This is a genomic window from Solimonas terrae (assembly GCF_011067135.1).
Lineage (GTDB): Bacteria > Pseudomonadota > Gammaproteobacteria > Nevskiales > Nevskiaceae > Solimonas > Solimonas terrae.
Window position 1 is genome coordinate 176,723 of record NZ_JAAMOW010000008.1, and the last position, 20,455, is coordinate 197,177.

Here is a 20,455-nt window from a genome sequence, read left to right on the forward strand (position 1 = left end):
GGGAAGCATGAAATCGTTCAAGGACAAGGTTGCCGCAATCACCGGCGCAGGCTCGGGCATGGGCCGCGAGCTGGCGATCGAGCTGGCCGGGCGCGGCTGCCACGTCGCGATCAGCGACGTCAACGAAGCCGGCCTCGCGCAGACCGTCGAGCTGCTGCAGGGCTGCGGCGTGCGCGTCACCTCGCAGAAGCTCGACGTTGCGGATCGCGATGCGGTCTACGCCTGGGCGGACACCGTTGTCGCCGAACACGGCAAGGTCAATCTGATCTTCAACAATGCCGGCGTCGCGCTCGGCACCACGCTCGACGGCGCCGACTACGGCGACTTCGAGTGGATCATGAACATCAACTTCTGGGGCGTGGTCTACGGCAGCAAGGCGTTCCTGCCGCATCTGCGTGCCTCGGGCGAGGGCCACATCATCAATACCTCGAGCGTGTTCGGCCTGTTCGCAGTGCCCGGCAACGGCTGCTACAACGCCAGCAAGTTCGCGGTGCGCGGCTTCAACGAATGCCTGCGCCAGGAACTGGAAATGAAGGGCGAGCCGGTCAGCGTGACGAGCGTGCATCCGGGCGGCATCAAGACCGGCATCGCCAGGTCGGCGCGCATGACCGACGACCTCAACAAGTTTCTCGGCAAGGACGAGCAGAGCGCCAAGCGCGACTTCGAGAAATTGTTCATCACCACCGCCAATCGCGCCGCGCGCGTCATCATCAAGGCCGTCGAAGGCAACAAGCGTCGCGTGCTGGTCGGTCCTGACGCGAAGCTGCTGGACCTGATCGTGCGTCTGTTCCCGTCCGGCTATCAGCGTCTGGTCATGATGTTCACGCGTCGGCAGTCGGTGATCTGAGAGCGACAACGGCGTCAAGGCAGGAAACGCTCCCCTCCCGCTCGCGGGGGCTGGGGGAGGTGGGTGCATTTGCAGCCCGCCGCGCCTCGTCGGCGCCCCACCTCACCCAACCCTCTCCGCCCCGAGGCGGAGAGGGCTTTAGGCCTTCTTCGGTTGCCGCGCGAGAACGGCTTCGCGGATCGCGGCAAGCCGCGATGGAAGTGGAACCCAGAGCAAGCGGCGACAGAAGGCAGATGGCGCTGGAAAACAAAGCAAGCAGCGACAGAGGGCAGACGGCGGCAGAAGGCAAGGCCGGCAGCGACGGCGCTGGAGACTGCAGCCGGCAACGGCGGGTAACGCTCCCCTCCGCCCGCTTGCGGGGGGAGGGGCTGGGGGAGGTGGGTGTCTTTGCGACCCGCCGCGCCTCGTCGGCGCCCCATCTCATCCGACCGTCTCAACCCGAGGCGGAGCGATCCTTACGCCTTCTTCAGCAGCGGCGCGAGCAAGGCTTCGCTGGTCAGCAACGCGGCAAGCGCGAATCCGGCCCAGTCCCACAGCGCGCGATCGGCGAGCTGCGAGAATCCGTAGATCACCGCCGCGGCACCGGCGTTGCCGGCCAGCCAGAAGGTGCTGACGGCGAGGCCGGCGTGCGCTTCGCCGGCCCATTCGGCGGCACTGTCGACGAGCAGTGGCAAGGGCGCCAGCATCAGCACGCCGAGCGCGATGCCGACCGCGTACAGGGCATGCGGCAAGCCGCGATGGAAGTGGAACCCAGAGCAAGCGGCGACAGAAGGCAGATGGCGCTGGAAAACAAAGCAAGCAGCGACAGAGGGCAGACGGCGGCAGAAGGCAAGGCCGGCAGCGACGGCGCTGGAGACTGCAGCCGGCAACGGCGGGTAACGCTCCCCTCCGCCCGCTTGCGGGGGGAGGGGCTGGGGGAGGTGGGTGTCTTTGCGACCCGCCGCGCCTCGTCGGCGCCCCATCTCATCCGACCGTCTCAACCCGAGGCGGAGCGATCCTTACGCCTTCTTCAGCAGCGGCGCGAGCAAGGCTTCGCTGGTCAGCAACGCGGCAAGCGCGAATCCGGCCCAGTCCCACAGCGCGCGATCGGCGAGCTGCGAGAATCCGTAGATCACCGCCGCGGCACCGGCGTTGCCGGCCAGCCAGAAGGTGCTGACGGCGAGGCCGGCGTGCGCTTCGCCGGCCCATTCGGCGGCACTGTCGACGAGCAGTGGCAAGGGCGCCAGCATCAGCACGCCGAGCGCGATGCCGACCGCGTACAGGGCATGCGGCTGGCTCAGATGGGTCAGCAGCCAGGTCAGCGGTACGCCGAGCAGGGCGGCGGCGGGGATCGTCCAGCGCAAATGCCGGCGCAGTGCCGGCAGCGCCGGCACCACGGCCATGCCACCGACGCCGCCTGCCAGCATGGCCAGCGCAACCAGCCCTGCGCTGTCGGCGTCGACACCGTTGGCGGCGAGCATCGGCTCCAGCCACGTGAAGATCGCGTTGAAGTAGCCGTTGCCGAGAAACACCAGCGCGAACAGCACCAGCAGCGAGCGCTGCAGCAGCGCGTGCGCGGACGTTTGCCACGAGCCCGATTGATCTTCGGGCGGGCTCGCCGTGTCGGGGTCGGCGGGTACCAGCAGAAAACCGAGAACGGTGAACAGCAGCAGCACCAGCACATCGATGCGCTGTGTCGCCGCGATCGATGTCCGTGCCGTCGGCGGCAACAGCAGAAAGGCCAGTGCCAGACCGACGAACAGCGCGAGCGTTCCGATGCTGGTGGCCTGCAGCTGCTGCTCCGGTACGAACCAGATGCGCACCAGGCGCGCGATCAGTGCCATCACCATCGGCTGCGCGAGCGCGATCACGAGCTGACCGATCAACAGGCCGGCGAAGCCCGGCAGCACGACGCGCAGCGCCACGCCGGCGAGCATCAGCAGCATGACGATGCGCAGGCTGCGCTGTGCCGACCAGCGATCGAGCAGTGCGCCGGCCGGCAGCGCGAGCGGCAGGAACAGCAGCGGGAATACCAGCGACAGCCAGCCGACCGCGCCGACGCTGACGCCGTATTGCTCGGCGACCGCGTTGGTGATCGGTGCAAAACGCAGCCACTCGAACTGCATCAGCGCATTGAAGGCGCTGTAGATCAGCAGGACGCGCAGCGCAGTGCCTTTCACAGGCCGAAGATCTTCTGCAGCCAGGGGTTGATGAATACACCGGCCGGGTCGATGGACGCGCGCAGCTCGAGGAAGTCGTTCCAGCGCGGGTACAGCGGTTCCAGCTCGCGTGCCGTCAGCGTATGGATCTTGCCCCAGTGCGGACGGCCGCCGTGGTTGCGGAAGATCGCTTCGGCGCCAGCGAAGTATTCGCGATAGTCCATGCCCTGGTATTGATGCACGGAAATTGCCGCGCTGTCGCGTCCGTAGAACGGCGACAGCCAGATATCGTCGGCCTTGACGTAGCGGTATTCGACGGGAAAGTGCACGCGGATGTTTTTCGCCTCCACGAATGCGGCGAGTTCGCGCAGGGCGTCCGGGCCGTTTTCCGCCGGCATTTCGTATTCCATCTCGTTGAAGCGCACCAGCCGCACCGACGAGAACGCGCGGTGGCAATCGGCGACCATGGTGCTGGCGTCGCCGCCCATCGAGCCGGCGATGATCTTTGCCACGCGCGGCGCCCACTGCGGGCGGGCGCGGACGATGCGCGACAGCAGGCCGAGCGCGCCGTTTTCGAGGATCAGTTCGAGCAGGCTGGTCAGCGCCATGTTCGATTCCGGCTCCTGCGTCGGTTCCATCAGCTTGACCAGCGTGCCGCGCGTATGCGGCACCCAGTAGAACTCGAAATGCCGGTAACTGCGTGCCAGATCCTGGGCACGCGCGAGGCACTCGTCGAGGTCCATCGGCTGCTTGGTGAGCTTGAGCTTGTAGGCCGGCTGCAGGCGGACATCGAGCCTGGCGATCACGCCGAGCGCGCCCATCGCCACGCGCGCCGCTGCGAACAGGTCCGGCTCCTTGCCGGCCGAACACTCGCGCAGGCTGCCGTCCGGCATCACCAGTGTCATGCCTTCGACCTGCGTCGAGATCGATCCCAGACCGAGGCCGGTGCCGTGCGTGCCGGTCGAGACGGCGCCGGCGAGCGCCTGCTTGTTGATGTCGCCGAGATTCATCATGCCGTAGCCGCGATCGCGGAGCGTATGGCCGAGCGGCTTGAGCGAGGTGCCGGCGAGTATGGTGGCGACGTTGTCGCGGATGTCTTCGACGCCGGCGATCGCGTCCAGCGTCAGCAGGTTTGCATCGGTCTCGACCAGAGGCGCGAACGAATGACCACTGCCGGCGACGCGCAGCTTGCCGCCCGCCGCGGAAATCCCGGCCACCGTTCGTTGCAGTTCATCGACGCTGCGCGGTGCCAGCGTCTGCTGCGGCTGGCATTGCACCGAACCGGACCAGTTGCGCCAGCCCGGGCCGCGCGTGGCGAGTGCAGAGGTCGAGTTCGTCATGGCGGAAAATCCTTGCAGGGAATTGAGATCACGATGTGTGCGTTCTGCCGTGAATGCGGTGCCGCAGCGGCGTCAGAAGAAGCACTGACCCTGACCGCGATAGGTCGGCACTTCGCCGACCGGCTTGCCGTCGCGCAGCAGCAGGATCCGGTCGAAGCGCTCGCACAACTCGCCGGCCTTGGCGTGCCTGAAAAACACCGGCGCGCCCGGCGCCAGCGTCACGCCTTTCGGCAGGCGCAGCGGCGTCTGGACTTCGCCGGCGCCTTCCAGCGGCAACAGCTTCAGGCCGTCCGGCAGGAACGGCTGCGGTACGCGGTCGTTGCCGGCCGGGCCGGATGCGATGTAGCCGCCGCCGGAACAGGTGACGACGTTCGGCAGGGGCTGGCGCGCGACCGCAAGTGCGAAATACAGCGCCGGCGCATGGCGGAAATGACTGAAGTGGTCGAACAGGGTCGGCGAATACAGGCCGGAACCGGCCGCTGCCTCGGTGACCGAGCGATCGTCGGCCGTCGTTTCGAGGCTGCCGGTGCCGCCACCATTGACGAATTCGAGCGTGAAGCCGGCAACGTACAGCGCGTCGACCACGGCTTGCCGGCGGCGGCTCAATTCGCGTACCGAGCGCTTCTTCAGCCAGCGGACGATACGGTTCTTCAGCGACTGCTTCGGCAGATCATCCTGCAGCCCGGCGATCTGTCCCTCGTAACCCATCACGCCACGCAGACGCAGCGCGTTGCCGCTGGCGGCAATGCGGCGCGCCAGCAGCACTGCCTGTGCGGGCTTGTTGACCGGCGAGCGGCGCACGCCGAAATACAGGCCGGGAAAAGCCGACGACATGTCGATGTCGATCGCCAGCGACAGACAGACACCGTGCTCGCGGGCGACCTGCTCGGCGGCATCGATCTGCCGTGCGTCGTCGATCATCAGGGTGAGCGTCGTGCCGGCGCGTGTTGCCAGCGCCGCGGCTTCGAGATCGTCGCGGACCACGGTCGGGTAGGCGACCAGCAGATCGTCGAAGCCCTGGCTGGCCAGCCATGCCGCTTCGCGCGCCGAATAGCACAGCAGGCCGCGGAAGCGCGGATCGAGTGCCAGCACGCGCTTCATGACCTCCACGCAACGGATCGACTTGCTGCCGAGACGGATCGGCAGGCGGCCGGCGCGCGTCAGCATCGCGCGGGCATTGGCTTCCAGACGATCGAGATCGAGCACCGCGGCAGGCAGGGACTGATCGGCAAGCGCCGCCGACAGACTCGCGTAGTCCGGATTCGGCAGGCGGTTCATGGCACGGCACCGCCGGCGGCGGCGAGCTCGCCGAGCAGGCGCACGATCTTCGCGCGCTGCGCCTTGGTGAACGGGCTGAGTTTGAACAGATCCATCAGCCACAGGCCCTCGGTCGCCAGATGTATCAAGGCCGCACGTTCGAACGGCACGTCCTTGCCGATCGCCGGCAGACGCTTGCGGAAGAACTCGCGTACCGGCGCCATCAGTTTCGGATCACTGGCGACCACCGACAACAGCGCACCGCTGACACGGTCGTTGCCGAGCGGATCGCCGACCGATGCGCGCACATATGCCTGCAGCACCTGGCCGGGTTGCGGAGCGGCCGGCAGCAGGGTTTCGCGCGCGGCGTGCGAGCGTTCGATCGCGCGCGTGACCAGTGCCTGCAGCAGCGCTTCCTTGCTCGGGAAGTGATACATGACGCCGCCCTTGCTGAGCTTCGCCTGGCGGGCGACCGCATCGAGCGTCAGCCGCACGGCACCCTGCGTCACCACCACGGCTTCGGCGGCATCGAGCATCGCTTCGCGTGAACTGGGGCGCCCGCGCGCAGCGGCAGGTGTGGCGGATTGGGTCATGTGCGCAACGCTAGTGCGCGGTGCACCGCAATGCTTGACAGAAGGCGACAGCGCCGCCGTTTTATGGACTTCCGGAGGCGAATTACTGTACCGTCCAGTCGGCACAGTAAATGCTTGGATCAACGCTCAGGCAACGGTGATCGACGGGGGACGTCGACGGGAGAGACGCTCATGGCAGGCATGCCGGAGACATGGTCGCGGGAATCGCCGGTGTGCGCGTCGCGCGCCGAGGCCGATCTGCTCGGGGAATTGCAGCGCCGCATTCTCGAGGCCCTGCCGGAGGGTGGGGCGACGCTCGACGCGATCGCCGCCCGACTCGGTTTCAGCGAACGCACGCTGCAGCGCCGTCTGCAGGGCGCGCGCCTGAACTTCCAGCAGCTGGTCGAACAGCTGCGTTTCGAGGTCGCGCGTCGGCATCTTCAGCAGGGCGAACTGCCGCTGACCGAAATCGGCTATCAGCTCGGGTATTCCGAACCCAGCGCGTTCAGCCGCGCCTTTCGCCGCTGGAGCGGAGCGAGCCCGCTGGCCTACCGGCGCCGCGTCGCGATCGGCGCCTGACACCGCGGCGGCCGGCTCGCTGCTCGCAGGTAGCGGATTCGGCCGCACAACGGAAAACGGATCGGCTGGCCGACCGATCCGTTCCCGTTTTCACGCCAGCGATGTTCAGCCGGCGCCGGCCGTCGACGCCGCCGGGACGTGATCGATCACCAGCGCCACGCGCCGGTTGTCCTGACCTGCATCGCCGTAGGCGCCCGGTTCGATCTGGCGATTCTTCGCTTCGCCGTAGCTCACGGCGCGAATCTGATTGGCGGCAAGTCCACCGTTCTGGATCAGATAGGCACGCACCGCGTCGGCGCGCTCCTGGCCGAGCTTCTTGTTGTAGGCGACCGTGCCGGCCGGATCGGTGAAACCTTCAACGGTCACGATCGTGTCCGGATGCTGATGGATGACCGATGCGAAGTCGTCGAGCGCCGGCTTGTCCTGATCGCGCAGCGCGGCCTTGCCGTAGTCGAAGTGTGCGGCGAGGTCGACGCGTACGCGGCCCTGCAGCTGCGAGATCTTCGCGTCGTAGGCGCTGAAGCGGCTGTCGAGTTGGCTCTTCAGGCTGTCGAGGTCACTGCGCAGCGACGCGTCATTGGCACGCAACTGGGCAATGGTCGCGTCGTAATCTTCCTGCTTCACGTAATGCTGACAACCGGCCAGCGCAAAAGCGGTCAGCGCCAGTGCGAGATTTCCTGCCAAGGCACGTGTTCTCATTTGGTCTCCTCCATGCTCCCGTGAGCGATTGAACTCTGGTTCGAGTCCGCTCACCGTAGGGCGCCTGCATGAAGTGCGGCTGAACTGCCCGAGCAGGAACCATGGCGGTCGCTCTCAGATCGGCAGGGCGATCGTCGACTTCACTTCTTCGAGCACCGCATAGGTGCGGGTCTCGCGCACGCCCGGCATGTTGACCAGCGTGGCGCCGAGAAAGGTGCGATAGGCCGCCATGTCCTGCACGCGTGCCTTGATCAGATAGTCGAAGCCGCCGGCCACCATGTGGCATTCGAGAATTTCCGGCGTGTTGCGGACCGTCGCCGCGAACTGATCGAAGACATCGCCGGTCGTGCGGTCGAGCAGGATCTCGACAAAGATCAGCAGGGCGCGGTCGAGTTTTTCCGGATCGAGCAGCGCGGTGAAGCCGGTGATGTAGCCGCGCTCGCGCAGGCGGCGGAAGCGCTCGTGGCAGGCGGCGGGCGAGAGCTGACAACGCTGCGCGAGGTCCTGGTTGGTGATGCGCCCGTCGTCCTGCAGCGCGCGCAGGATGCGGCGGTCGATGGCGTCGATCATGTCGGAAAATCCTTCGGCAATCGAATTGATTGACATCAATTGGTTCGGACATTAGATAATAAATGCCAAGCACATTCGGTGATCTCTTGCCTACGATGGAGTTCCTTCAAGGAGCTTTCAGCCGTGATCACGCCCGAACTTGCCGCTGCCCGCAGCCGATTGCCGGCGCTGTATCGGCGCCCAGAAGCCGAAGCCCTGGCGCCGCTGGTGGAGACGGCGCGACTCGGTGAAGAAACGCGCCGGCAGGTGCGCGCGACCGCGACGATGCTGCTGGCCGAATTGCGCGATCCGAAGCTGGGCGGCTGGATCGACCGCTTCCTGCAGCAATACCCGCTCAACACCGACGAAGGTGTCGCGCTGCTGGCGCTGGCCGAGGCCTATCTGCGCGTGCCCGATGCGCGCACGGCCGACGCGCTGATTCGCGACAAGCTCGCCGACGGCGACTGGGCCGCACACCGGGGCGCGTCGGAATCCTTTCTCGTCAATCGCGCGACCTTCGGACTGGCAATGACCAGCGCCCTGATCGAAGGCGGCGAACACGCGCCGACCTTGCGCCGCATGGCGGCACGCCTGGGTGAGCCGGCCATCCGTACCGGCGTCGGCATCGCGATGAAGATCATGGGCGAGCAGTTTGTGCTCGGTCGCGATATCGACGAGGCACTGAAGCGGGCGCGCAGCGTGGACAACGCCAGGTTCCGCTACTCGTTCGACATGCTCGGCGAGGCTGCGCGCACGCAGGCCGATGCCGACCGCTATTTCGAAGCCTATCGCGCCGCGATACGTGAAGTCGGCAAGGCCGCGCATGCCGATCGCGATCTGGTCGCACGCGACAGCGTGTCCGTGAAACTGTCGGCGCTGCACAGTCGCTATGAAGTGTTCCACGCCGCGACCGCGGTGCCGGCCCTGATCGCGCGCATCGTCGAGCTCGCCAGGCTTGCGCGCGGGCAGGGCATCGGCCTGACCATCGATGCCGAGGAAAGCGAGCGCCTTGAGATGTCGCTCGACATCATCGCCGGTGCTGCCGCCGACCCGGCGCTCGCCGGGTGGGACGGTCTGGGCATGGCGGTCCAGGCGTATCAGCGGCGCGCGTCGGCGGTGATCGCCTGGGCCGATGCCCTCGGCGCCGCGACCGGGCGACGGCTGACCGTGCGCCTCGTCAAGGGCGCGTACTGGGATACCGAGATCAAGCGCGCGCAGGAGCGCGGCCTGGCCGACTATCCGGTGTTCACGCGCAAGGCGGCAACCGACGTCAGCTATCTGGCCTGCGCGAAAGCGATGCTCGCGGCGCCGCACCTGTACCCCGCGTTCGCGACGCACAACGCCCTTTCGGTGTCGACCATCATCGAATGGGCCGGCGCCTCACGAGAATTCGAGTTCCAGCGCCTGCACGGCATGGGGGTCGGACTGTACGAAAAGCTGATGGCCGAACGTGGCATCGCCGTGCGTGTCTATGCGCCGGTCGGCGGTCATCGCGATCTGCTTGCGTATCTCGTCCGCCGACTGCTCGAAAACGGTGCCAACACCAGCTTCGTTCACCAGATCGCCGACCGCAGCGTCAGCGACGACGAACTGCTGGCCGATCCGGTCGCGCAGACCGAAGCGGTCGGCCTGACTGCCAACCCGGGAATCCTCATGCCCTCCGCAATCTTCGGCGCGGCGCGCCGCAATTCCAGTGGCCTCGATCTGTCCGATGCGGCCACGCTCGTCGCGCTGCGCAGTGCGATGGAAAAGACCTGGGCGACGCGGCACCGTGCTGCGCCGATGCCCGCCGGCAAATCCCCCGCCGGCGTGGCGCGCCAGGTGCGTGATCCGGCAGACAGTGAACGAATCGTCGGCGAGGTGATCGAGGCCACGCCCGCCGATGTCGGCGATGCCGTGGCGCGCGCCGTCGCTGCGCAGCCGGCATGGAATGCACGACCGGTTGCCGAGCGTGCGGCCTGTCTCGAACGTGCGGCGGACGCACTGGAGGCCGATCGCGATGCCTTCATGGCGCTTGCCGTGCGCGAAGCCGGCAAGAGCGTCGCCGATGCCCTGGCCGAGCTGCGTGAAGCGGTCGACTTCTGTCGCTACTACGCGCAGCAGGCGAGAACGCAGTTCGTGCCGCTGGGGCTGCCGGGGCCGACCGGCGAACGCAACGAACTGCAGCTGGCGGGCCGCGGCGTGTTCGCCTGCATCAGCCCCTGGAATTTTCCGCTGGCCATCTTCATCGGTCAGGTTGCGGCCGCGCTGGTGTCCGGCAACGCGGTGATCGCCAAACCGGCGCCGCAGACGCCGCTGATCGCAGCGCGGGCGACCGGACTGCTGCTCGCCGCCGGTGTCCCCGCCGATGTCCTGCAATTCCTGCCGGGCGGTCCCGATGTCGGGCGGACGCTGGTCGCCGATGCGCGCATCGCCGGTGTCGCGTTCACCGGCTCGACGGCGACGGCGCGGCGCATCGCGCGCAGCCTGCTCGACGACGACGCGCGGCCGATCGCGACGCTGATCGCCGAGACCGGTGGTCTCAATGCGATGTTCGTCGACTCGACCGCGTTGCCGGAGCAGGTCGTCGCCGATGTCATCGTGTCCGCGTTCCAGAGTGCCGGCCAGCGTTGCTCGGCCTTGCGTCTGCTGTGTCTGCAGGACGACATCGCCGAGCGCGTACTGGACATGCTCAAAGGCGCGATGGCGGAACTCAAGATCGGTGACCCGGCGCAGTTCGACAGCGATCTGGGGCCGGTCATCGATGCCGAAGCGCGCGCCCGACTGCTCGCGCACATCGACGCGCACCGCGACGCCGTTGTCGCGCAGTGCACGCTGTCGGCCGGCGGTGAACGCGGCTACTTCGTGCCACCGACGCTGATTCGCCTGAAGGCGATCGAAGACCTGCAGCGCGAAGTGTTCGGGCCGATCCTGCACGTCGCGACCTTCCGCTCCGGTGAACTGGAAGCAGCCGTCGCGCGGGTCAACGCCAGCGGTTACGGCCTGACGATGGGGCTGCACAGTCGCAGCGAGGAAACGATGCAGCGCGTGCGCGCGCTGGCGAGGGTTGGCAACCTGTACGTCAATCGGTCGATGATCGGGGCCGTCGTCGGCAGCCAGCCGTTCGGCGGCGAAGGCCTGTCCGGCACCGGTCCGAAGGCCGGCGGTCCGCACTATCTGCTGCGTTTCGCGACCGAGCGTACGCTGTCGGTCGACACGACGTCTGCGGGCGGCAACGCGAGCCTGCTCAGCATGGAAAGCTGAGTCGCCACATCGCTGTCGTTGCGCTTCCGGGCGCTCGCCGCGGCGAGCTTCGCGCCCTGCAGGTATCCGGCGCAGGGTCGCTACGCGCCAGCACGGCAGCTGCCGAGGCGAGGGAAGGTGCCCCGGCAAAGCCTGACGCGTCGAGATGATCCCGGCCGTGCCGTGCGATCAGAGTTTTACGGCGGTGAACGGGAACGAGCCCATGATGGCGGCGTTCACCTTGCCGCTCATCGTGTTTCCTTCGATGGTGCCGCGGAACTTCAGCGTGATCGGCAGCGGCTTCTTGATCTTGTTGATCCAGGCGATCTCGCCGGTCCGGCCGTCGAAGCTGACCTCCTGCAGGGTTTCGACCTGACCCATCGCGGACTGGTCGCCACCGAGCACGCCGTCGACGGTTTCGAGCCGCAGGGTGGTTTCCTGCGGGCCGGTCGGGCCATGGATCGTCACCGACCACTTTCCGTCGATCGTCGCGGCAGCGCCGCCGGAATTCGCCGTCATCTTTCTCTCCTGATCTGTATGCGTGTGCGTTGAAGTGATGTGACCGATGATCGCCGTGATGCCGGCGGCGAGCTACACGTCCCAGAGCAGGTGGATGGTCGACGGCCCGGCAATGATGCTGCCATGAAAGGTCGGCGGTTGCTCCGGATCGAGCCGGAATTCGGGCAGCCTGTTCAGCAGGGTTTCGTACATCACCTTGAGTTCGAGGCGTGCGAGATGCACGCCCAGGCAATAATGCGGTCCCGCGCCGAACGCCATATGCGTGTTGTTCTCGCGATGCATGTCGAACTCGGTCGGCTTGTGGTAAACGCTGCCGTCGACGCTGGCGCTCGGGATGAACATCATCACGCGCTCGCCTTCCTTCATCGGGGCACCATGGAAGTCGTGATCCTTCTTCACCAGCCGGATCGGGGCAACGAATGCGTAGCGTCGCAGGATTTCCTCGGTTGCCGCCGGAATCAGCGAAGGGTCGGCGCGCAGCTTCCGCTGCAGCACATGGTCCACCGCCAGGTGGCGGACGCCGAAGCCCAGCGCGTTGACCACGGTGTCGAGGCCGGCGATGAACAGGATCACGCAATAGCTGAGCATCAGGTCGAGCGTCATCGGCTCGCCTTCGAGTTCCAGTGACCACAGCATGCTGATGATGTCGTTGCGCGGGTGCTCGCGGCGCTCGCTGATCGTGTCGCGCATGACGGCGCCGATCGCCTGCATCATCAGCATGTTTTCCGACAGGTCGGGCGTGATGACCGACAGGTGCTTCTTCGCCAGTTCGCGGTATTCGCGCTCTTTCTCCACCGGCAGGCCAAACATGCCGAGGAAGATTTCCACCGGATAGACGTCGGCGATCGCGTGCTGGAACTCGCAGCGACCCTGCGCGGCGATGCCATCGACCAGTCGCTCGGCGAGCGCGCGGATTTCCCGCTCCCGCGCCAACACCGATTTCGGTGAAAAGGTCGAGTAGAGCGGCTGTCGCAGGCGTGCGTGCTGCGGCGGGTCGATGCAGATCGGAATCGGCGCCGGCACGCGTTCTTCTTCGGGCAGCTCGGCCATCATGGCGTCGAACGCGGCCGGCGAGAAATGCTCGCTCGAGAAGGTCGCGAAGTCGCGCAAGGCTTCGTGGACGGCCGCGTGTCCCTGCACCATCCAGTGTCCGCCATTGAACGGCGTCCAGAAAATCGGCGGCGCATTTTTCGCCAGATCGGCAGCGCGGGCGTGCGGGTCCCGGCAGTAGTCGGCGTCGGTGTTGTAGTCGAACGCGTAGACCAGCGCTTCGGGGACGTGCTCGGGCTTCTTCATCTGGTGGGCCATGCCGGCGCTACTCATTGACTCTCCCCTGCCGACGAGGCGGCGTGTTTGGCCGCAGCGACGACGGCCTTTCTTGAGCGCGGAGCGGGCACGCGATCGCGCCTGCGACCCCGCCGATTGCAAAAAAGTCTACCGACGCGTTGGTAAAAATTCAACTTGCGTGAAGGTAGAATTTATGGAAGGATGCCCCGCACCTGATCTGTGCAAGGAGCGGGACGTGACCTCGGAAGCAAGGTGAATCAGCGCATCGCCATCGAGCCCTCGGGGGCCAAGTCCGATCGCACGCGGGCGGCGATTCTCGCTGCGGCGCAGGATTTGTTCGCCCGTCAGGGCTTTGCCGCGACACGGCTCGACGAGATCGCCAGCGTCGTCGGGCTGACACGCGCCGGCCTGTTCTATTACTACCGCGACAAGCAGGTGTTGTTCGACGCCATGCTGGTCGACGCCTTCAGCGAACTGGCGACGCGGCTCGAGGCGGTGCTGGCGCCGGCCACCGTCGGCGTCGCCGAGCGTATCGAGCGGGCGGTCGGTACCTGGATCGACGTGATCGTCGCGCGCCCGAATCTCGCGCGCCTGATCCTGCGGCTGGTGGCCGACGGCTCGGTGCTTGCGCAGGGCATTTTTTCCGACAACAACCGGCTGCCGCTGATGTTCTGGGGGCTGTTCGAGCAGGGCCGGCGGACCGGCGAGCTCAAGCCGGTCGATAGCGATCCGTTCCAGACCGCCAGCGCCGTGATCGGCACGACGGTGTTCTACGTTGCGGCGCTGGCGACGCTGGTTCCGCACGACGAGTTCGAGCCGCTGGACCCCGGACGCATCGCCTCACACAAGCGCGAGGCGCTGCGTGCGACACGGCATCTGCTCGGCATCGCGGCCCCTAACGACTGACGACATCAAAACAAGACGAACGCGGAGGAGATGGGGGATGCAAAAGGGACACGGGGTCCGGGCGTCGGCGCCCGCTGGGTTTGCAACGTGGGCATGGAGCGCCATCGCGATCGCGCTGATCGGCGTCATCGGCTATTTCTCGCGATCCGGCGCGGTCTCGCCGCGCATCGCCAACCCGGACGGGGTCGGTGCGCCGCCGCCGGTCGAATTCCTGTTCAACTTCGCGCACTGGGTGGGGTTGCAGCAGTTCTTCACGGTCGTCGCCATGGTGGTGCTCGTGAGCGCCTGCATCCTGGCCTGGCGCCGGCAGCCGGGGCATCCGTACGTGCTGATGGCGATCGCCTCGACGGCGATCGTCTGGCAGGACCCGATCATGAACTGGGCCCCGTACGCGGTGTACAACCCCTTGCTGCGCCATTGGCCGGAAGACTGGCCGCTCATCATGCTGTCGCCGACCGTCGAGCCCTTCGTCGTGATCGGCTACGCGCTGTTCTATTTCGGGCCTTACTTTCCGGCCGTCTGGGTGCTGCGAAAACTGCAGGCGAAGCGGCCGACGGATTCGTTTGTCTGGCGGCGGCCGTTATGGACGCTGGCCGGCCTGATCCTGGTGATCGGCTTCGTCATCGACATGATGCTGGAGGTGTCGCTGGTCCGCACCGGCATGTACATCTACTCGCAGGCGATCCCGTTCGGCACGATCTTCGCCGGCACGACGTTCCAGTTTCCGCTGCTCTGGGAATCGACCTTCGTCACCTTCGTGATGATTCCCGCCGGCGTGCTGTGCTACCGCGACGATACCGGCCGCACGGTTGCCGAGAAGCTGGCGCAGCGCCTGCGCTTCCTGCAGTCGCGTCCGACGCTGGCGACGTTCCTCGTCATGTTCGGCATTCTGAATGTCGCCTACTTTACCTATGGCGGCGCATTCGCCGCGATCCGCGCGTCCGGCCTCGCGACCTCGGTCGCCTGCCCGTATCCGTTCCCGGAGGCCAAGGTCTATGACCCGCAGGGCTATTACGAGCGGGAAGGACAGCCGGGCCCGTATTTCGAAGGCTACTGGAACCGTCTGACGATCGGACAGCCGGACGGGCGGCCGGCGGTCAATCCGCTCAAGGACAACGCCAGCTGCCTGCCGAAGGAGAACGGTTGATGCGTACCGTCGTCATTACCGGTGCGTCGCGCGGGCTCGGTCTCGCGTCGGCGACCCACCTTTACCAGCAGGGCTGGCGTGTGGTGGCCGCGATGCGCTCGGTCGAAGCCGGCCTGCAACGCCTGCGCACCGCGACCGGCGCGAGCGCCGATGATCCGCGCCTGCTCGGCGTGAAGCTCGACCTCAGCGATCTCGCCTCCATCCCGGCGACCGCGCAGGCCATCGAGCAGGCCGTCGGTGCGCCGGACGCCATCGTGCACAACGCCGGCGTGGCCGCCGCGGGTGCGGCCGAGGAAACGCCGGACGACGCCTGGCAGCAGTTGTTCGCCACCAATGTCTTCGGCCCCGTGGCCCTGACCCGGGCCTTGCTGCCGACGATGCGCGCGGCCGGTCGCGGTCGCATCGTCGCGGTTTCGAGCATGGGTGCGCTGCGCGGCATGCCGGTGATCAGTGCGTACTCGGCATCCAAGGGCGCGCTCGAGCGTTGGGCCGAAGCCTTGTCGCAGGAGATCGCGCCGTTCGGGCTGGGCGTGACGATACTCGTCACGGGCACGTTCAACACCGACATCCTCACCGAGCAGACTCCGGACTACGGCGATCATCACGGTGCCTACGGCGCGCTCTACGACGGCATTCACAGCGCCGGCAAGGCGGCAGTCGCCAAGGCCAGTCCGCCGGAGAAGTTCGCGCTCGCGCTCGGTCGGGCGGTGGTCGACACACGACCGATCGTGCGTCGCACGGTCGGTGCCGACGCCGGGGCGCTTGCGTTCATGGCGCGCTGGGTGCCAGGCCGGTTTGTGCACCACATCGTACGCATGGCGATGCGCATCCCGCCGCAAGGCGCGCTGCGCGCCTAGCCCGCGCCACGGCAAGCACTCGACGTACGCCGGTGAAAGACGCTTCCCACGATGCGGACCTGGCGCGGATGGCGTTCCTCGCGGCTGCGCTCTCGGGTCGCGACGTGCGCGTCGATCGCGTCGACGGTGGCGGCCTTGCCTGGACCGACGGGCGCGCCATCCATGTCGATGCGGCGGCATCGAAAGACCTTCAACTGCGGCAACTCTGCGTGCAGAGTGCCCTGCTGGCTTCGGCCAGTCTGAACGGTGACATCGTGCGCCGACTGCGACGGCGCCCGGCACTCGCCAGGCGTTATCTGGCGGTCGAAGGGCATCGCGCACTTGCGGCGCTCGCCGACGTTCTGCCGCCCTCGATGCGGACCTTGATCGACGCGTCTCGGGCGACGCACTCGCGCTCACCGGACGAGTCGCTGGCGGTCGCGCTGAGCAAGGTCGAGATCGAAGACGCGCCGCTTGCGTTCGGCGAGATTCGCGCGCGCGAGTGGCTTGCCGGCGAGCGCCGCGAAGGCGGCGCCGGCGCATCGGCCGGGTCGGAACATGTGCCGCGGCGGCAGAGGGACGCGCGCGGCGAGTGGCCGGAGGTCGAAAGCGAAGACGCGGTCGACGATGTTGCCTCCAGCCCTGTCGGCGGTGGCGGTGGCATCGGCCGTCTGCTGCAGAACCTGCTGGAAAGGGTCCGCCAACTGAAAGGCGGGGGGGCGCCGGGCGCCGATGCCGCCACGCACCTGACGCGTTCGGGTTCGCGCGCCGGCGTCGTCGCAGTGCGATCCAGCCGGACCGCGGAAAGCGTCGACGACGCGTTCGGCAAGGGCACGGGCATCGCGTATCCGGAGTGGGACACGCATCGCGGAGGCTACCGGCCGGACTGGTGCACGGTGCAGGAGGCCGAACCGCCGATCGCCACGCATGCGACCGTCGCCTGGCTGGACGGGCATGAACTGCGGCGGCCGCTCGCGCGCTTGGGGATGGGCCTGGATCGCTTTCATCGCCAGCCGCAGGGCGATGACATCGACATCGATGCCGCCATCGAGATGCAGCTCGAGCGCCTGGCGGGCTCATCGCCGCAGGAGGCCGTCTACGTTGAAAGTCAGCGCCATCGGCGCGACCTGTCCGTACTCGTCCTGCTCGACATCTCGGGGTCCGTTTCGCAAATCGGACCGGCCGGTACGGCGGTTCACGATCAGCAGCGCAGCGTCGCCGCCGCACTGCTCACGGTGCTGCACGAGATCGGCGATCGCGTGTCTCTTTATGCCTTCAGCTCGCGGGGCCGATCGGCCGTCGAATTGGTGCCCGTGAAGCGCTTCGACGACGCGCTGGACAGCCGCGTCATGAGCCGGCTCCGCAGTCTCGTGCCCGGCGCGTACTCACGACTGGGTGCCGCGATTCGTCATGGCACTCATCTCCTGCTGACGCGCGCGGGGACGCCGCGGAAGCTGCTCGTCGTGCTGTCCGACGGGCTGGCCTACGACCACGGTTACGAACCCGTTTACGGCGCAGCCGATGCGCGCCAGGCCCTTGGCGAGGCGCGACGCGATGGCGTGGCCTGTCTGTGCCTGAGTGTCGGGGCCGGGACCGATGTCGAGACTTTGCGACGTGTCTTCGGCAGCGCGGCGCACGCCACGGTCCCGAGCCCCGGGCAATTGCACCGCGTGGTCGGGCCTTTGTTCCGTTCGGCATTGCGCGGGGCGGAGGGTCGCCGGCGCGCAGCCTGAGTTTGGCGCGCGTCGACCAAGCGGCGGTCTGTTGGCGCTTCGTGGTCCGCGAGAGCGGATCGGAAGCGGATGTCGGAATCAAGACAAGGGCCCGCGAATGAAGAGGCCCGAACCCTGTGGGAGGAGTCGTGAATTTGAATTCGAAGCGCATCGTGGTCCGGGTCAGCGTGCTGACGGCCTTGGCGGTGCTCGAAGGAACGAGCTGGGCGCAGGACGCACCATCGCAAAGCGATGCGGCAGCCGCGCCCATGGTGTCGCCGGACGCCGGCGCTCCAGCGCCGACGGCGGCCGGGCAGGCGGACGACGCGGCGCTCGACGTGATTCCCTTGCCGGACGATGCGCCGGCGACGCCCGCCGTGTCGCCCGATGCACCGGCACCCTCGAATATCGCGACGGTGGTAGTGACCGCGCAGCGGCGCGAGGAAAACATCCAGGACGTGCCGATCTCGATCACGGTGTTCAATCAGGAGCAGATCACCAAGGCGAACATGACCAACTCCGCCGATCTTGCGCTGTACACGCCGGCGCTCTCGGCCAACACCCGCTTCGGCGCGGAGAACGCGACGTTCACGATCCGCGGATTCACCCAGGACTTGCGCACAACCGCGTCGGTCGGCACCTACTTCGCCGAAGTGATCGCCCCGCGTGGCCAGAGCACCCAGGGTTCGGGTGACGGCGCGGGACCGGGCGCCTTGTTCGACCTGCAGAACGTGCAGGTCCTGAAAGGTCCGCAAGGCACCTTGTTCGGGCGCAACACCACCGGCGGTGCCATCCTGATCGTGCCGCAGAAACCGACGGACGCATTCGGCGGCTACGCGGAAATGTCGATCGGCGACTTCGACCTGCGGCAGGAGCAAGCGGTCGTCAATGTCCCGTTCGGCGATGCATTTCGCGTTCGTCTCGGCGTCGATCACAAGCAGCGCGACGGACACCTGACCAATGTCACCGGCGTCGGCGCCGACAAGCTTGGCGACGTCGACTACACCGCCGGCCGTCTCAGCGCGGTCTGGAATATCACCGACACGGTCGAGAACTACAGCATCCTGTCGATGGTGAATTCGGCCACGAAAGGCTATACCGCCGGGCTGTACGCCTGCGACAACCCGATCCGCAATCTGTCGACGCCCAGCGAATACGACGTGCAGACCCTGATCAACGGTCTGGTCAACAGCCTGGCTACCGGCAGCATCAATCTCGCCGACCCGGTTCCCGGCGTTCCGGTCGGCAGTCCCTTCGCGCTGCTGACCTTCATGCCCTGCATGAACCAGCTCGCCCGACAGCAGGCGGCGGGGCAAGGCGGCTTCTACGATGTCGCCAGTACCGTCAAGGATCCGGCCACGGACCTCAAGGAGCGGCGCTTCATCAACACCACGACCTGGAAGATCGCGGACCAGATCGACTTCAAGAACATCGTCGCCTACGCCCACCTTTTCACGCGCAACGATTCGAGCATTTTCGGCACCCACTTTCCCGGCCCCACCGATACCACCGGCAATCGCGAGTTCTCCATCGGCCAGACCATGCGTCGCCCGGACATTCCGCTGACCAGTCAGGAAACCTGGGTCGAGGAAATGCAGCTTCAGGGCGAATCATTCGGGCACCGTCTGCAGTGGCAGGGCGGCCTGTACTACGAGAGCAGCACACCGGACGGCTACTCCGGCAGCAATTCGGCCTCGTTCATCTACTGTGACCTGGCGTCCCTGCAGGGCGACCCGTCGAAGTTCGACTGTGTCGATCCGTATCTCGGTGTCCTCGGCGGCGTGCTGCATTACCAGGTCAAGACGAAATACCTGAATCGCGCGGTTTATGCGCAAGGGACTTACAGCCTCCTCGATTCGCTCAGCGTGACCATGGGCTTGCGTTATACCTGGGACGAAACCGAAGGGCACGGCATCAAGACCCTCTATCGATATCTGCTATCCGTACCGCAGGCGCCGGCGACGGAAGTGCAGACACCGAAGATCAAGAGTTCCGCGCCGACCGGCATGCTCGAGTTGAGCTACTACCCGTGGGATCGCTTGATGACCTACGCGAAATACACGCGCGGCTATCGGCAGGGCAACGTCAACATGCTGGCCGATCCCGGTCTCGACACGCACAAGCCCGAATACGTGAACACGTATGAGGTCGGGTTCAAGGGCGGTTTCGATTGGCCGATCCGCGGCACCTTCGATACCGCGGTGTTCTACAACGAATTGACCGACATGCAGCTGCAGGGCGGCTACATCTCGCGATCCGGCGGTCCGACCACGGCGATCTTCAATGCCGGCAAGGCGTGGTCGCGGGGCTTCGAGATCGAGAGCTCCCTGCAGCCGTTCGACCTCTTGACGATCAACCTGTCGTACTCGCTGCTGGACACCAAACTGGTCAAGTCCGCGGATTTCTGCGGCCGCGTCCAGCAGGTCGGTTTGATCGAAGGTCTGAGCTGCACGCCGATCGCGGACGTCGGCGACGATCTGCCGTTTGCCCCGAAGTCGAGCTATGTCGCCAATCTCACCTGGGCGCTGCCGGTGCCGACCGGGTTCGGCGGCCTGTCATTCGGCGTGACCTATGCCTACACGGGCAAGCAGCGTGTTGCCGCCAGCAGCTCGTCGCCGTACGCGGTGCTCGACGACTTCGGCGTGCTGAATCTCAATCTGGACTGGACCGGGCTGCTGGCGACCTCCTGCGATTTCAGCCTGTTCATGACCAACGTCACCGACGAGCAATATGTCACCTACACGAGCGGCACCTATCGCACACTGGGATTCGAATCGCGCGCGGTCGGGTTGCCGCGGATGATGGGTGCGCGCTTGCGATACAACTTCGGATCATGATCATGGAC

Annotated in this window: 17 protein-coding genes; 8 read left to right on the top strand and 9 right to left on the bottom strand. The window is 66.6% G+C overall.

The window, feature by feature from the left end; all coding sequences use genetic code 11:
• Positions 1 to 7: 7 nt before the first annotated feature.
• Entirely contained in the window at positions 8 to 847 is an 840-nt protein-coding gene (locus G7Y85_RS15795) for an SDR family NAD(P)-dependent oxidoreductase (RefSeq protein WP_166259342.1), read from the top strand.
• 455 nt (positions 848 to 1,302) lie between these two features.
• Here G7Y85_RS15795 and G7Y85_RS15800 read toward each other — a convergent pair whose 3' ends face one another.
• From G7Y85_RS15800 to G7Y85_RS15820, 5 genes are all read right to left on the bottom strand, one after another.
• Complete coding sequence (locus G7Y85_RS15800) at positions 1,303 to 1,578, bottom strand: hypothetical protein (protein WP_166259345.1); 276 nt, start codon at positions 1,576 to 1,578, stop codon at positions 1,303 to 1,305.
• Positions 1,579 to 1,845: 267 nt separating this feature from the next.
• Positions 1,846 to 3,006 carry an MFS transporter gene (locus G7Y85_RS15805; protein ID WP_166259348.1) on the bottom strand — a complete coding sequence of 387 codons (1,161 nt, stop codon included), beginning with the start codon at positions 3,004 to 3,006 and terminating at the stop codon, positions 1,846 to 1,848.
• On the bottom strand, positions 3,003 to 4,325 hold the full coding sequence (locus tag G7Y85_RS15810; protein ID WP_166259351.1) for a D-arabinono-1,4-lactone oxidase: 1,323 nt from the start codon (positions 4,323 to 4,325) through the stop codon (positions 3,003 to 3,005). The genes G7Y85_RS15805 and G7Y85_RS15810 overlap by 4 nt, the downstream gene beginning before the upstream one ends.
• Positions 4,326 to 4,397: 72 nt before the next feature.
• Entirely contained in the window at positions 4,398 to 5,603 is a 1,206-nt protein-coding gene (locus G7Y85_RS15815; RefSeq protein ID WP_166259354.1) for an amino acid deaminase/aldolase, read from the bottom strand.
• Positions 5,600 to 6,175: a TetR/AcrR family transcriptional regulator gene (locus G7Y85_RS15820; RefSeq protein ID WP_241696209.1), complete on the bottom strand. Its 576-nt coding sequence runs from the start codon at positions 6,173 to 6,175 to the stop codon at positions 5,600 to 5,602. The genes G7Y85_RS15815 and G7Y85_RS15820 overlap by 4 nt, the downstream gene beginning before the upstream one ends.
• 171 nt (positions 6,176 to 6,346) lie before the next feature.
• Between G7Y85_RS15820 and G7Y85_RS15825 the strand changes: the two genes are divergently transcribed.
• On the top strand, positions 6,347 to 6,733 hold the full coding sequence (locus tag G7Y85_RS15825; RefSeq protein WP_166259357.1) for a helix-turn-helix transcriptional regulator: 387 nt from the start codon (positions 6,347 to 6,349) through the stop codon (positions 6,731 to 6,733).
• A 105-nt stretch (positions 6,734 to 6,838) separates the two neighbouring features.
• Here the strand turns inward: G7Y85_RS15825 and G7Y85_RS15830 are convergent, their stop codons facing one another.
• Positions 6,839 to 7,432, bottom strand: a complete 594-nt coding sequence (locus G7Y85_RS15830) for an OmpA family protein (RefSeq protein ID WP_166259360.1) — start codon at positions 7,430 to 7,432, stop codon at positions 6,839 to 6,841.
• A gap of 114 nt (positions 7,433 to 7,546) precedes the next feature.
• Positions 7,547 to 8,002 (bottom strand): Lrp/AsnC ligand binding domain-containing protein, encoded by a 456-nt coding sequence (locus G7Y85_RS15835; protein WP_166259363.1) that lies wholly within the window; start codon positions 8,000 to 8,002, stop codon positions 7,547 to 7,549.
• 126 nt (positions 8,003 to 8,128) lie between these two features.
• Between G7Y85_RS15835 and putA the strand changes: the two genes are divergently transcribed.
• Entirely contained in the window at positions 8,129 to 11,224 is a 3,096-nt protein-coding gene (putA, locus tag G7Y85_RS15840) for a bifunctional proline dehydrogenase/L-glutamate gamma-semialdehyde dehydrogenase PutA (RefSeq protein ID WP_166259717.1), read from the top strand.
• 168 nt (positions 11,225 to 11,392) lie between these two features.
• On the opposite strand, the gene G7Y85_RS15845 is transcribed toward putA, so the two are convergent.
• Entirely contained in the window at positions 11,393 to 11,722 is a 330-nt protein-coding gene (locus tag G7Y85_RS15845; RefSeq protein ID WP_166259366.1) for a hypothetical protein, read from the bottom strand.
• Positions 11,723 to 11,794: 72 nt separating this feature from the next.
• On the bottom strand, positions 11,795 to 13,045 hold the full coding sequence (locus G7Y85_RS15850) for a cytochrome P450 (protein ID WP_166259369.1): 1,251 nt from the start codon (positions 13,043 to 13,045) through the stop codon (positions 11,795 to 11,797).
• 216 nt (positions 13,046 to 13,261) lie between these two features.
• On the opposite strand from G7Y85_RS15850, the gene G7Y85_RS15855 reads away from it, so the two are divergent.
• The 5 genes from G7Y85_RS15855 to G7Y85_RS15875 all read left to right on the top strand — a co-directional run bounded on the left by G7Y85_RS15855 (position 13,262) and on the right by G7Y85_RS15875 (position 20,447).
• Positions 13,262 to 13,915 (top strand): TetR/AcrR family transcriptional regulator, encoded by a 654-nt coding sequence (locus tag G7Y85_RS15855; RefSeq protein ID WP_166259372.1) that lies wholly within the window; start codon positions 13,262 to 13,264, stop codon positions 13,913 to 13,915.
• 37 nt (positions 13,916 to 13,952) lie between these two features.
• Entirely contained in the window at positions 13,953 to 15,062 is a 1,110-nt protein-coding gene (locus G7Y85_RS15860; RefSeq protein ID WP_166259375.1) for a spirocyclase AveC family protein, read from the top strand.
• Positions 15,062 to 15,919 carry an SDR family NAD(P)-dependent oxidoreductase gene (locus tag G7Y85_RS15865; protein WP_166259378.1) on the top strand — a complete coding sequence of 286 codons (858 nt, stop codon included), beginning with the start codon at positions 15,062 to 15,064 and terminating at the stop codon, positions 15,917 to 15,919. The genes G7Y85_RS15860 and G7Y85_RS15865 overlap by 1 nt, the downstream gene beginning before the upstream one ends.
• A 68-nt stretch (positions 15,920 to 15,987) precedes the next feature.
• Positions 15,988 to 17,631, top strand: coding sequence for a nitric oxide reductase activation protein NorD (locus G7Y85_RS15870; RefSeq protein ID WP_166259720.1), 1,644 nt, complete (start codon positions 15,988 to 15,990; stop codon positions 17,629 to 17,631).
• Between the two features lie 128 nt (positions 17,632 to 17,759).
• A complete protein-coding gene (locus G7Y85_RS15875; protein ID WP_166259381.1) occupies positions 17,760 to 20,447 on the top strand; it encodes a TonB-dependent receptor in 2,688 nt (895 codons plus the stop codon).
• Positions 20,448 to 20,455 lie beyond the last annotated feature (8 nt).